12 protein-coding genes are annotated in these 13,422 nt (G+C 62.6%); 1 reads left to right on the top strand and 11 read right to left on the bottom strand.

The annotated features are described in order from the left end of the window. Nucleotides 1–70: 70 nt before the first annotated feature. Both KPG66_RS06095 and KPG66_RS06090 read right to left on the bottom strand, forming a co-directional pair. Nucleotides 71–286, bottom strand: a complete 216-nt coding sequence (locus KPG66_RS06095; RefSeq protein ID WP_041753423.1) for a DUF465 domain-containing protein — start codon at nt 284–286, stop codon at nt 71–73. Between the two features lie 132 nt (nt 287–418). After that, a complete protein-coding gene (locus tag KPG66_RS06090) occupies nt 419–1,267 on the bottom strand; it encodes a colicin transporter (protein ID WP_237070269.1) in 849 nt (282 codons plus the stop codon). A 92-nt stretch (nt 1,268–1,359) separates the two neighbouring features. Here KPG66_RS06090 and KPG66_RS06085 point away from each other — a divergent pair, with 92 nt between their 5' ends. Then, complete coding sequence (locus KPG66_RS06085) at nt 1,360–3,696, top strand: Tex family protein (RefSeq protein ID WP_237070268.1); 2,337 nt, start codon at nt 1,360–1,362, stop codon at nt 3,694–3,696. A 139-nt stretch (nt 3,697–3,835) separates the two neighbouring features. Here KPG66_RS06085 and KPG66_RS06080 read toward each other — a convergent pair whose 3' ends face one another. The 9 genes from KPG66_RS06080 to hfq form a co-directional block, all read right to left on the bottom strand. Continuing rightward, nucleotides 3,836–5,731, bottom strand: coding sequence for a potassium transporter Kup (locus KPG66_RS06080; RefSeq protein ID WP_237070267.1), 1,896 nt, complete (start codon nt 5,729–5,731; stop codon nt 3,836–3,838). 232 nt (nt 5,732–5,963) lie between these two features. Further along, nucleotides 5,964–6,539, bottom strand: coding sequence for a phosphoribosyltransferase (locus KPG66_RS06075; protein WP_013435112.1), 576 nt, complete (start codon nt 6,537–6,539; stop codon nt 5,964–5,966). A 23-nt stretch (nt 6,540–6,562) separates the two neighbouring features. After that, nucleotides 6,563–7,927, bottom strand: coding sequence for an adenylosuccinate synthase (locus tag KPG66_RS06070; protein WP_013435111.1), 1,365 nt, complete (start codon nt 7,925–7,927; stop codon nt 6,563–6,565). A gap of 89 nt (nt 7,928–8,016) precedes the next feature. Beyond that, nucleotides 8,017–9,165 (bottom strand): ATP phosphoribosyltransferase regulatory subunit, encoded by a 1,149-nt coding sequence (locus KPG66_RS06065; protein ID WP_013435110.1) that lies wholly within the window; start codon nt 9,163–9,165, stop codon nt 8,017–8,019. Nucleotides 9,166–9,202: 37 nt separating this feature from the next. Beyond that, nucleotides 9,203–9,388, bottom strand: coding sequence for a DUF2065 domain-containing protein (locus KPG66_RS06060; RefSeq protein ID WP_237070266.1), 186 nt, complete (start codon nt 9,386–9,388; stop codon nt 9,203–9,205). Between the two features lie 62 nt (nt 9,389–9,450). Continuing rightward, nucleotides 9,451–10,368: a protease modulator HflC gene (hflC, locus tag KPG66_RS06055; protein WP_013435108.1), complete on the bottom strand. Its 918-nt coding sequence runs from the start codon at nt 10,366–10,368 to the stop codon at nt 9,451–9,453. Between the two features lie 12 nt (nt 10,369–10,380). Then, the gene (gene hflK / locus KPG66_RS06050) at nt 10,381–11,733 is read right to left on the bottom strand and encodes an FtsH protease activity modulator HflK (protein WP_237070265.1); all 1,353 of its coding nucleotides are present in this window, start codon (nt 11,731–11,733) and stop codon (nt 10,381–10,383) included. Between the two features lie 30 nt (nt 11,734–11,763). Next, complete coding sequence (gene hflX / locus KPG66_RS06045; RefSeq protein WP_237070264.1) at nt 11,764–13,011, bottom strand: GTPase HflX; 1,248 nt, start codon at nt 13,009–13,011, stop codon at nt 11,764–11,766. Between the two features lie 67 nt (nt 13,012–13,078). After that, nucleotides 13,079–13,315 (bottom strand): RNA chaperone Hfq, encoded by a 237-nt coding sequence (gene hfq, locus KPG66_RS06040; RefSeq protein ID WP_041754221.1) that lies wholly within the window; start codon nt 13,313–13,315, stop codon nt 13,079–13,081. Nucleotides 13,316–13,422 lie beyond the last annotated feature (107 nt).

Raw genomic sequence — 13,422 nt, 5'->3', positions numbered from 1 at the left:
TGTGGCGCCGTGCCAGCGCGCGCCGCCTACCGGCGTGTCGCGCGAACGCGGCGGGAACCGCCGCGCTGCATCAATTATGGGTATCGGGCCTCAGCTGCAACTGCAACAGCGTAATCGTGTCCTTGACCTTCAACTTGCGCTTTTTTAACCGCTGCAACTCGAGGTCACTCATGCCGGGCACGTCAGCCACCCGGTTGACTAGGCAGTCCAAGTCATGATGCTCATCCTGAAGTCGAGCAATCTGGCCCTGGATTGCCACCGTGTCAGCGTCATATGCATGCTGCATGCCCTTTTCCTCCCGATCGATCGGAAGCCGTCGCACCTGCGGCGCCGGCCCCCGATATGAGGTCGCTTTACCATGATTCTACTGCGGTTAGCGCAGAGCTTGGGCATTTGTCCGCAAGCTGGGGCTGCGGCCCTACTGTCCGCCCATGCCGGAGGCTGCCGACGCCGCGCCCGGTGTGGAAGCGCCCTGCTTTCGGGCTTGGCGCTCGCGTACGTCCCGCGCATGCTGCACCGCACGCTGCTGCTTTTGCTCGAACTTGCGCACGTTGTCTGCCCGCTGCTGCGCATCCTGGGCGGCCTGCTGCCGCGCCTGCTCGAGCTTGCGTTGGTAGTCGGCCTGCTTTTGATCGTACGCGCGTTGGCTCGCCTCGCGCTGTGGCGCTTGCGCGGTACGTCGCGCCTCATTGATCGCATGCTGGCGCTGTTTCTCGTCGTACGACTGCTCGTTCTCGCGCTCACGCGCCGCGCGTTGAGGCGCCTCGCGCGCGTACGCCTCGCGCTTGAGCGCGGCTTGCTCGTCGCGTTGTCGCGCATGCACGGCCCGGCGCTCGTTGTCGAGCGCATTTTGCTCGTCGCGAATCCGCATTTTGTTCGCAATCATTCGGTTGCGCGCCTTCTCCAGACAATGGTTGACCAGGATAGCGCTGTAGCAGTTGTGCTTTGCGACACCATACTCGTAGCGGTTTAACTCGCTGCGGCGATCGAGCTGCGCCTGTCGGGCACCGAACGATGATGCATCTCGCGCTCGCCCATCGGCGCCGTCCCAATCCGCAGCCTGCGCATACAACGGCGCAGCCGGCACAACGCTGGCGACACACGCAAGCAGCCATCCAACCAGCGGCCACGCCCGCTTGCGTCGTGCAGTATGGGTTATCGCCACCGTGCGACGGTGCGCTCGGGAAGATAGGGATCCGCTGGGCGGCATCGATTCGCGAACGCGCTGGTACGGGGCAGGAGAGGACATCGGTAGGCGGTCATGCATGTCGCCATTCTATCATCGCGATCTTGTGTCACGCCCGGCCCGCATCGCGCTTATGGCAAAATGCCCGGCTCGAACCTGCACAAGCCTCACCCATGACGGACAACGTAGCCCTAAAGATCGTACAGCGCATCGCCACCGAATTGACTGTCCAGCCGCGGCAGGTCGCCGCTGCCGTACAACTGCTCGACGAAGGATCAACCGTCCCGTTCATCGCGCGCTACCGCAAAGAAGTCACCGGCAACTTGGACGACACGCAACTGCGCTTGCTCGAGGAGCGGCTACTGTACCTGCGCGAGCTCGAGGATCGTCGCGCGGCGATCCTGCAAAGCATTGACGAGCAGGGCAAGCTGACTGATACGTTGCGCACCGCGATCCTAGCCGCCGACATGAAACAGGCGCTCGAAGATCTTTACCTGCCGTACAAACCCAAGCGTCGCACACGTGCGCAAATCGCGCGCGAGGCGGGGCTGCAGCCTCTGGCGGATGCGTTGCTCGCGGATCCGACGCGCGATCCACACGCGCAGGCCGCCCATTTCGTCAATGCCGACAAAGGCGTTGCCGACATCAAGGCGGCGCTGGACGGCGCGCGCGACATCCTGTCCGAGCAGTTCGGCGAGACAGCCGAGTTACTGGGCCGACTGCGCAACTACCTGTGGAATCAGGGCGTAGTGATCTCCACTGTCGTCGAGGGCAAGGAAAAAGAGGAAGGCGAGAAATTCCGCGATTACTACGATTACGCGGAGACGATCAAGACGGTGCCATCGCACCGCGCGCTCGCGCTGTTCCGGGGCCGCAATGCCGGCGTGCTGTTCGTTAAGCTCGGCTTGGGCGAGGAGCTTGATGCACAAGTGCCGCATCCTGGCGAAGCGATGATTGCGCGCCACTTCGGCATTGCCAATCAAGGGCGGCCGGCCGACAAGTGGCTCGGCGACGTGTGTCGCTGGTGCTGGCGCGTGAAAGTGCAACCGCATTTGGAAAACGACCTGCTGACCCAGTTGCGCGAGCGCGCCGAGCACGAAGCGATCAATGTGTTCGCACGGAACTTAAAAGACCTATTGCTGGCCGCGCCAGCTGGCCCCAGGGCGGTGATCGGATTGGACCCGGGACTGCGCACCGGCGTCAAGGTGGCGGTAGTCGATCGCACTGGCAAGCTGCTGGCCACCGATACGATTTATCCGCATGAACCGCGCCGCGATTGGGACGGGTCGCTGGCCCGGCTCGCGCGGCTCGCCCAAGCGACGCAGGCCGAGCTGATCAGCATCGGCAACGGTACCGCATCGCGTGAAACCGACAAGCTGGCCAGCGAGCTCATCGCCCGACATCCCGAACTGAAGCTGCAAAAGATCGTCGTCTCCGAGGCGGGCGCGTCGGTGTACTCGGCGTCGGAGCTGGCGGCGAAGGAATTTCCCGAATTGGACGTATCGTTGCGCGGCGCGGTTTCGATCGCGCGCCGCCTGCAGGATCCGCTCGCCGAGCTGGTGAAGATCGAGCCAAAGGCGATCGGTGTGGGCCAGTACCAACATGACGTCAACCAGCGGGAACTGGCACGCACGCTGGATGCGGTCGTCGAGGATTGCGTCAACGCAGTGGGTGTTGACGCGAACACCGCATCGATTGCGCTGCTTGCCCGGGTATCTGGCCTGAACGCGACACTCGCACGCAACATCGTCGAGTATCGCGACACCCATGGGCCATTTCCGTCCCGAGAGCACTTGAAAAAGGTGCCGCGCCTGGGCGACAAGACCTTCGAGCAGGCGGCCGGCTTCCTGCGCATCAACCATGGTGAGAACCCATTGGACCGCTCGGCAGTGCACCCCGAGGCCTATCCGGTGGTCGAGCGCATCCTCGCGAAGATCAACAAGTCGGTGTCTGATGTGATGGGCAACCGTGACGTGCTGGCGAAGCTGTGCGCAGCCGAGTTCGTCGATGAACGCTTTGGCCTGCCTACCGTGCGTGACATCCTGGGCGAGCTTGAAAAGCCGGGGCGCGATCCACGGCCCGAGTTCAAGACTGCGACGTTCCGCGAAGGCGTCGAGACGCTCGCCGACCTGTCGCCCGGGATGATTCTCGAAGGGGTCGTGACCAACGTCGCGGCATTCGGCGCGTTCATCGATATCGGCGTACACCAGGACGGGCTCGTGCACGTGTCCGCGATGTCGACGAAGTTCGTGAAGGACCCGCACGAGGTCGTCAAGGCAGGCCAGGTCGTCACCGTCAAGGTGCTCGAGGTAGACCTAAAGCGGCAGCGCATCTCGCTGACAATGCGCCTGTCAGACGACGCCGCGGCAGGCGGAGCCGGGGCGGGCAGCACGGCAGCGCGTGACCGGGATGCCGGTGGGCGCGGCGGTCAGGGCCGCGGCGAACGGACCCGGGAGACAGAACCGCAAGGCGCGATGGCAGCCGCGCTCGCCAAGCTCAAGCTGCGCTAACGGATGCAGCGGCCGGGTTATCTACCCGGCCGCTGCCTTCACCCTTCACCCTTACACCGCCGGCGGCTGCAGCGACGTGTTCTGCACCACGCGGCCGCTAAAGCACAGCGGCAGGTAATACCACGCGGCAGCAGGCCAACTAAATCTCGATCTTTGTGCCAAGCTCGACGACCCGATTGGCCGGGATGCTGAAGAAGTCGGTAGGCTTCGCGGCGTTCTGGTGCATCCAGGCGAAAATCCGCTCGCGCCATACCGACATGCCCGGCAATTGCGTCGGCACGACGGTTTCCCGCGCGAGGAAGAACGACGTGTCCATCAAATCGAATGACATGTTTTCCTGTTGCTCGAGCAGCTTGAGCACGCCATTCAAGTCCGGTGTCTCGTTAAAGCCGTACGTCACGCGCACCCGATATAGCCCGCCGCCAAGCTCCTTGGTGTCGATGCGCCGATGGTCATCGACATACGGGATGTCCAGCGTGATGAACGTCATGAAGATCGTGCGCTCGTGCAACACCTTGTTGTGCTTGAGGTTATGCAGCAAGCTGACTGGCACCAGCGTCTCGTTGCCAGTCAGATAAATGGCCGAGCCTGACACGCGATGCGGCGGATGGGCAAGCAGCCCCTGCAGGAACGGCATTAGCGGAATACCATCGGCCGCGGTACGTTCCTTAACAATCTGCCGGCCCTTGTACCAGGTGGTCAGCAGGAAAAATAGGAATGCGCCGATCAGCAACGGCAGCCAGCCGCCTTCGCGCAGCTTCAGCAGGTTCGCACCGAAGAACGACAGGTCAACCGTGATGAAGCCCAGGATAATCGTGGCCACCCACAGCTTGTTCCAGTTCCAAACGCGCACCATCACGACACACGCGAGTATCGTCGTGATTACCATGGTCGTGGTGACCGCGATCCCGTAGGCCGCCGCAAGATTGTCTGAACTCTTGAAACCCAGCACAATAATAAGGATCACAAACAGCAGCAACCAGTTCACGATCGGGATGTAAATCTGCCCAATCGCGCTCGCGGACGTGTGCTGGATCTTCATCCGCGGCACATAGCCAAGCTGGATCGCTTGGCTGGTTAGCGAAAATGCGCCGGAGATTACCGCCTGCGACGCGATCACGGTGGCCGCCGTGGCGAGCACCACCAGCGGCAGCAGCGCCCAGTCCGGCGCGAGCAGATAGAATGGATTCTGGATCGCGCTCGGATCGCTGAGCAACAACGCACCCTGTCCGAAGTAATTCAGCACCAGCGCGGGCATCACCATTCCATACCACGCGACGCGAATCGGTTTCGCGCCGAAGTGTCCCATATCCGCATACAGCGCCTCGGCGCCGGTGAGCACGAGGAATACCGAGCCGAGCACATGATACGCCTGCACCGCATGGTCGTGCATGAAGCGTATCGCATACCATGGATTGAGCGCCGCGATTACACGAGGCGCGGTGGCGATATGGTACAGGCCCAGCAGCGCAAGCGTGACGAACCAGACGATCATCACTGGCCCGAACAGCCGCCCCACGACCTCGGTGCCATGCTTCTGCAGCATGAACAGTGCGATCAGGATTAGCAGCGTGATCGGCAGCACATAACGCGCGAGCGATGGCGCGGCGATTTCCAACCCCTCGACCGCGGACATCACCGAGATCGCCGGCGTGATCACCGCGTCGCCATAGAACATGCAGGCGCCAAAGATGCCGAAGGCCATTAGCACGCCGATCCACTTGCCATCGCGCGCAAACCCGCGCAACGCGAGCGCCATCAGCGCGAGCACGCCGCCCTCGCCATCGTTGTCGGCCCGCATCACGAAAAGCACGTATTTCAACGACACCACGATGACAATCGCCCAGAATAGCAACGAGATCACGCCGAGAATGCCCTCCGGCGTCAACGCGATACCGTGCTGCGGACTGAAAGCCTCCTTCAGCGCATACAGCGGACTGGTGCCGATATCGCCGAACACGACGCCGATTGCGGCCACAGTCAAGGCGGGCAACGGTTGGGTACGGATCGGATGACCGTGGAGAGCATTCGTCATGTCGGGCGTCGTGTCGCGAAAACGAGGCGATATTCTATCCATGCAGGTTCACGGAGTAAGCCCGCGCCCGCGATGCTGTTGCCGCACCACGGAAGCTTGCGGCGCCGTTCCGATTACGATTGCGATTGACTACGGGACAGACCGCACGCCGCGTCTCTCGCCGATAAAAAAGCGGCTGCCAGAAGCAGCCGCCTTATGTTCGTCCATTGCCGATACCGCCACCTGGCGCGAATCACGCGCTTGCCGGCGCGGTACCGCCGGTGCCGCGCTTGATCCACGCGGCCAGGTTGTGCGGACGCACCGTGTCCCATTCCTCAAACGGCTGATGGATCCACGGATTGGTCGGCAGGTGCTGGACGAAGTAATCCGGCTTCACCTTCGAGCATGCCTTGTACCACAGTACCGCCGAGCGCACCGCCGTAATGGCCGGATACCGCTCCTTCAAATGCTCCTGCACGCGCGCCAACGTGACGCCCGAATCGACGAGATCGTCAACCAGCAACACATTGCCAGACAACTCGCCGCGCGTCATCGTGATGTACTGCGCGATATCGAGATCGCCCTGCTGCGTGCCCGCAGCCTCGCGATACGAGCTCGTGGCGAGAATGGCCAACGGCAGATCATAGATCCGCGACAACTGGTCGCCGACACGCAACCCGCCACGCGCCAGGCACAGAATCTTGTCGAACTTCCAGCCCGACTCGTGCACCATCAACGCAAGCCGCTCGACCAGCCGATGATAATCGTCCCAGCCGATCCACAGGTGCTGGTCGTCATTGCGCGGGTCCGAACTCAGTTCTTTCATCATAGGAATATCGGAATCGCGCAGTATTACCCAGCCTTAAACGGATGGCGCAGCAAAATCGTCTCGTCACGATCCGGACCGGTCGACACCATATCGATTGGCACGCCGGCCACTTGCTGCAGTCGCGTCAGATACGCGCGCGCATTGGCGGGCAGCGCATCCCACGCGTTGATGCCGATCGTGCTTACCTTCCAGCCGGGGAACGTCTCGTACACGGGTTCGCAGCGGCTCACTTGCGTTGCGCCGCGCGGCAGAATGTCGACGTCCTGGCCATCGATCCTGTAGCCGGTGCACAACCGCACCTCATCGAGCCCGTCAAGCACGTCCAGCTTCGTGATGCACAATCCCGTCACGCCGTTGATCTGAATCGAGCGCTTGAGCGCGGCTGCATCGAGCCAGCCGGTGCGGCGCGGGCGGCCCGTCACCGAGCCGAATTCCTTGCCGACGTTGGCCAGCGTCAAGCCGACCGGGTCCTGGCGTTGCGGATTGTCCACGTCATACAGTTCGCTCGGGAACGGTCCGGCGCCCACGCGTGTGCAATAGGCCTTTGTGATCCCAAGGACGTAGTTAAGCTTGTGCGGGCCAATGCCGGCGCCGGCCGCCGCTGCACCCGCGACGCAATTGCTCGACGTGACGAACGGATACGTACCATGGTCGATGTCCAGCAATGTGCCTTGCGCGCCTTCGAACAGCAGGTTGCGCCCGGCGTTGTTCTCGTCATACAGCCGCCGCGACACATCGGTGATCATCGGCGCGAGCCGGTCCGCGTAGCCGAGCATCGCATCCAGCGTTTGCTGAAAATCGACCGCCTGCGCACCCAGGTATTGCGTGAGCACGAAATTATGGAAATCGAGGTTCTCGCGCAATCGGTCCGCGAACGTGGCCGCGTCGAACAAGTCGTGCACGCGCAACGCGCGCCGGCCAACCTTGTCCTCGTACGCCGGCCCGATGCCGCGGCCGGTGGTGCCGATCTTGCCAGCGCCACGCCGTGCCTCGCGCGCCAGATCGATCGCAATGTGATACGGCAGAATCAGCGTGGCCGCCTCGGAGATAAACAACCGGTTACGCACATCGACGCCGGCATCCTCAAGCTCGCCGATCTCCTTGAACAGCGCTTCCGGCGACAGCACGACGCCGTTACCGATATAGCATGCGACGCCATCGCGCATGATGCCCGATGGAATCAACCGCAAGATGGTTTTTTTGCCGCCGATGATCAGCGTATGGCCCGCGTTGTGCCCGCCTTGAAAGCGCACGACGCCTTGGGAATGATCGGTGAGCCAGTCGACGATCTTGCCCTTTCCTTCGTCACCCCACTGGGTGCCGACCACGACGACGTTGCGTCCGGACTGGGTTGCCGCTTGACCTGATTGAGCTACGCTGGCGGACATGGTGTTACTTGAGCTGGTTAAAAACGTATTCTACCTAGGTTCGTGCACACGACTGCCGTTTTTTTAGGCAGCCGGCATATGCACCGTCTTCAGCGCGGCTCGACGGTCCACGCGTCGCCCCGCTGCACGAGCACGCGGTCGCAGGCGAATTCGTCCAGCGTATGCTCGTGGCCGGGCAACGCCTGAATCACCGTCTCACCGCTATCGCGCAACGCCGCTACGGTGGCCCGCAACGCCGCGTCGTGATTCCACGGCGCCAGAATGGCACTGGAGCGTGCCTGCCGCGGCGAAATCCGCGCCACCTCGCGCAAGTCCAGCGAAAACCCGGTCGCCGCCCGCGCACGCCCGTACGCGTGGCCAACATGATCATAGCGCCCGCCGCGCGCCACGGCGTTCGGCACGCCATCGACATACGCGCAAAACATCACGCCGCTGTGATACGCGTAGCCACGCAGGTCGGCTAGGTCGATCGCCACGTGCGCATCGCCGATCTGCGCGGCAAGAAACGCAAGCTCATCGAGCGCGCGCGTGAGCGCAGGCCATGCAGGAAGTTGCGCGCGCGCCTCGTCGATCACTGACGCGTCGCCGTACAGCATTGGCAACGCGAGCAGCGCGTCGCGCACCGGCTTCGCCAGGTCACGCGTAAGCTCATCCAGCCGGGGCACATCCTTGCCGGCCAGCGCCGCGTACAGCGCGGGGCCCAACCCGGCCGCGCGCTCGTCGGCGTCCAGCAGCGCGGCCAGCACGCCCGCATGGCACAGGTCCAGTCGCACCGGCCCGAGACCGGCGAGCCGCAGGCTATCGAGCATCAGCTGCTGGATTTCGACATCCGCCTCCAAGCCTGCATACCCGTAGATTTCGGCTCCAATCTGGATTTGCTCACGCGTCGCATGCAGGCCACGGGGACGCGTGTGCAACACGTGCCCCGCATAGCACAGCCGCGTGACGCCCTGCCGATTCAGCAAGTGCGCGTCGATACGCGATACCTGCGGCGTGATGTCCGCGCGCAGCCCCAGCGTGTGGCCGGATAACTGGTCGACCAACTTAAATGTGCGCAACGCTAGGTCGCTACCGCTGCCCGTCAGCAATGACTCGAGGTATTCGAGCAGCGGCGGCATGACCATCTCATAGCCATACGAACGGAAACGGTCGAGCAGCACGCGACGCAATTCCTCAAGCTTGCGTGCCTCGGCGGGCAACACGTCGGCGATATTCTCAGGCAATAACCAGGTCGGCATCAGCTTAAGTCCAGTGGCGCGACGCAGCGCAGCGCGATCAGGCCGCCAGCATCAGCAGGAGCAACCCAAAACCGATTGCCATCAACCCGCCGAGCCGCACCTGTGCCGGCGGCAGTTGCGTTATTTTACGAAACGTATCCAGCCACAGCGCCGGCGACACGAATGGGAAAATCCCTTCGATGATTAGCATCAGCGCAATGGCGAGCAAGAGTGTGGCGGCCATGGGCCTGCTTCTTTTTTTTCGCGCGGGCACACACGCCGCATGCCCGCGCGGCGCTCGTGCGCCTAGTGTCTGCGACCCGGCGCGGCAGGCGTAGCCGCAGCGCCGCCCACCGCCGCGCCGGCGGGATTTTTCATGAAGCGGAAGAATTCGCTGTTCGGATCCGCGACCACGATATCCCCGTTGCCAATGCTGCGCCGATAGGCCTCCAGGCTCTGGTAGAACGCATAGAATTGCGGGTCTCGGCCGAATGCGTTCGCATAGATCGCGGCAGCCTTGGCATCGCCGTCCCCTTTGATCTCCTGCGCCTGCTTATACGCTTCGGCGATCACCACTTCACGCTGCTTGTCCGCATCGGCACGAATGCGTTCGGCCTCGGCGGCACCCGTCGAGCGCTGCTCGTTGGCGACTTGCTGGCGCTCCGCCTTCATCCGCTGGTAGACCGATTCGCTGATGTTCTCGAGCAAATCGACGCGGCGCAGCCGCACGTCGACGATGTCGATGCCCAGGTTCGATGCGTCGCGCTCGACCTTCTTGCGCACCGCCTGCATCACGACCTCGCGCTCGTTGGAGACCACCTCCGAGACCGTGCGTTTGGTGAACTCCTCGTTCAGCGCCGCGCGGATGACTTGGGTCAACCGGTCCTGCGCGAGTGACGCGTCGCCGCGGAAACTGATGTAGAACTTGCGCGGATCGACAATCCGCCATTTGACGAACAGGTCAACCAGCAGATTCTTCTTTTCTGCAGTGATGTAGCGGTCCGCTTCCGGGTTGTCGATCGTCTGGATGCGCTTGTCCATATAGATCACGTTTTGGAACGGCGGCGGCGCCTTCAAGTGTAGGCCGGGCGCCGAGATGATCTGCTTGACCTCGCCGAACGCGAACACGATCGCGTACTTGCGCTGGTCGACGACAAAGATCATCGAGGAGCCGACGAACAACACGACGAGCACGGCAACGACGAGGGCGATGATTCGATTCATAATCTGCCCCTCTTATTGACCGTCGTCGCGGCCGCGACGACGAAACAAGTCCCGGGAACGACTCGCGTCGCCGCCGACAGACGCACCCGGCATCGCCTGCGCTGGCACGGCTGGCCCGCCGGCCGGCGACGCCCCACCCTGCGCGCCGTTGTCCGGCGCACTCGGGCTCGCGCCCCCTTGCGCGTGCGCGCGATGCTGCGCCAATACCTTGTCCAGCGGCAGGTACAGCAGATTGCTGCTGGCTTTGCTGTCCACGATCACCTTCGTTGCGTTTGAGTAGACTTGTTGCATCGTGTCCAGGTACATTCTTTCGCGTGTGACAGCCGGCGCCTTCGCGTACTCGGCTTGCACTTGCTTGAAGCGTGCGGCGTCACCCTCGGCCTGGGCCACCACGCGCGCGCGATAGCCGTGCGCGTCCGCTACCATCCGCGCGGCAGTGCCTTGCGCGAGCGGCACCACGTTGTTCGCATAGGCCAGCGCCTCGTTCTTCGCGCGCTCGCGATCCTGCCCGGCCTTCACTGCGTCGTCGAAAGCGGATTGCACCTGCTGCGGCGGCTGCACGCTCTGCATCGTCACGCTGCTCACGATAATGCCCGTCTTGTACTGGTCCAGGATCCGCTGGATCTGCTGCGACAATTGCAGCGCGACCTGCTCGCGTCCCTCATACAGGACATAATCCATTGTGTTCTTGCCGACGATCTCGCGCACTGCGGTCTCGGCGGCCTGCGTCACCGTGCCTTCCGCGTCGACGTTGTGGAACAGGAACGCGGCCGGATCCTTTACGCGATACTGGACCGCGAAACGCACGTCGATGATATTCTCGTCCTTGGTCAGCATCGACATATCCTTCAGGTTCGTCGAGCGGATCATGTTGTCGCGGCCGATCTCGACCGAGCGCACCTGCGACATGTTGACGATCTCATTGCTCTGGAACGGATACGGCAGCCGCCACTGGATCCCCGCGCCGGTCGTGTACTTGTACTTGCCGAACTGCAGCACGACACCGGCCTGCCCTTCCTGCACGATATAGACGCCACTGGCCAAGTAGATCGCAACCAGCACGCCGACGACAACCCCCAGGCCCAGATGCCCGCCGCGGCCGTTACCTAGGTTCGCCGGGCCTGGGTTGCCGCCGTCGCCACCACCCTTGCGACCGAACAGCCGGTTAATCCGGCGATTGAAGTCGCGCCACAACTCGTCCAGGTCGGGCGGACCTTCCTGGCCGTCCTTGCCACCGTTGCGCTGATCCTGCGGACGCCGGGACGCATCGTTGCCCCCCTGGCCCCGGCCCCAGCGCGGATCATTGATTGAAAAGACAGCACGCGCGCGCTGCCACGTACTTCGGATATTCTTGTCGTTCACCATGTCACAGCCGGTTATTGCGGAATGCAGTTGTCAGATACGCTGTTGGTGGACACTGCGGCTCGCTTGGCGAACGCGCTCGTCGTCGGATGCATTGGCGCCGGCCGTCGACCCGGCCTCGTCCGAGTGCGAACCCTCGGCGTCGCAACGCGGGCCGTGATCGTCGGCGCCCATGCCGTCCGGATCCCGCTTGAACGCCTGCGCACCGAGCGCCACCTCGGCCACCGCGTCGCGCAACGCGTCGAGTCCCTGCCCGGTTCGCGCACTCAGAAAAACGCGCGTGATATTACCATACTCGTTCCTTTCAACCCGATCGGCCCGGCTCGCCAACTCAGGCACCTGGTCGATCTTGTTGAACACGAGAATCTGCGGGATCGATGCCGCGCCGATCTCGCGCAGCACGTCGTTGACCTGCTCGATCTGATCCGCGCGCACCGCGCTGGCGGCATCGACGATATGCAGCAGCAGGTCCGCATGCACGGTTTCCTCCAGCGTGGCGCGAAACGCCGCGACCAGTTGGTGCGGCAAGTCTCGGATAAAGCCGACCGTGTCGGAAACCACGACATTGCCCGCTTCGCCGAGATAGACGCGGCGCGACGTCGTATCCAGTGTCGCGAACAACTGGTCAGCCGCATAGGCTTGCGCCTTGGTCAGCGCGTTGAACAACGTTGACTTGCCAGCGTTCGTATAGCCAACCAACGACACCGACAGCGTGCGATTGCGCTCGCGCTGCCGACGCTGCGTGCCATGCTGGCGCTGCAGCTTGCGCAGCTTGCCGCGCAACATCTTGATGCGCTCGCCAATCAGCCGCCGGTCAGTTTCCAGCTGCGTCTCGCCTGGGCCGCGCAAGCCGATCCCGCCTTTTTGCCGCTCCAGGTGGGTCCACGCTCGAACCAAGCGCGTGGACAGATATTGCAGCTGCGCCAGCTCCACCTGCAGCTTGCCTTCATGGCTGCGCGCGCGTTGCGCGAAAATATCGAGAATCAGACTGGTGCGATCGACAACACGCCGCTCAAGCTCATGCTCCAGGTTACGCTGCTGTGCGGGCGACAATGCGTGGTTGAAAATGACAATATCGACGTCGTTAGCCTGTGCGCCGAGTCGAAGCTCCTCGACCTTGCCGCTGCCGATAAAGTGCGCGGCATCCGGGCTCGAGCGCCGGCCCGTCAGTGTCAGCACCGGGTGAGCCCCGGCACTGGTGGCGAGCAGGCTCAACTCTTCAAGACTGGCCTGAAAATCGATCTTTCCGAAATCTATGCTGACAAGCGCTGCGTTGATCAAATTGATGAAACAGTTAGAGTGGAAGACAGGCGCCAGGCCGGCTGGCTGCGCCCGCCGGACAATCGGATCACGAGCCTTCCGAATCGGGATGGAAGTTCACCGGGCGTGCGGGCACGACGGTTGAGATCGCGTGCTTGTACACCATTTGCGTAACAGTATTGCGGAGCAACACCACATATTGGTCGAACGATTCGATATTGCCTTGCAGCTTGATACCGTTGACGAGATAAATCGACACCGGCACATGCTCCTTGCGCAATGCGTTCAGGAACGGGTCTTGTAACAGTTGCCCTTTGTTGCTCATAGCAAACTCCGAGTTGTTTTTTGCAAATTAATCATATCGGCGACGAGAAAAAGGAAACGCCGCCAATTGCTACACTATAGCCGAATTTTCGAGGCCGTAAAGTTGCC

Origin of the sequence: Mycetohabitans sp. B2 (genome assembly GCF_021733735.1) — a bacterium.
Lineage (GTDB): Bacteria > Pseudomonadota > Gammaproteobacteria > Burkholderiales > Burkholderiaceae > Mycetohabitans > Mycetohabitans rhizoxinica.
The sequence above is the reverse complement of the archived record's forward strand: the minus strand, read 5'-3'. Positions and strand labels throughout refer to the sequence as shown.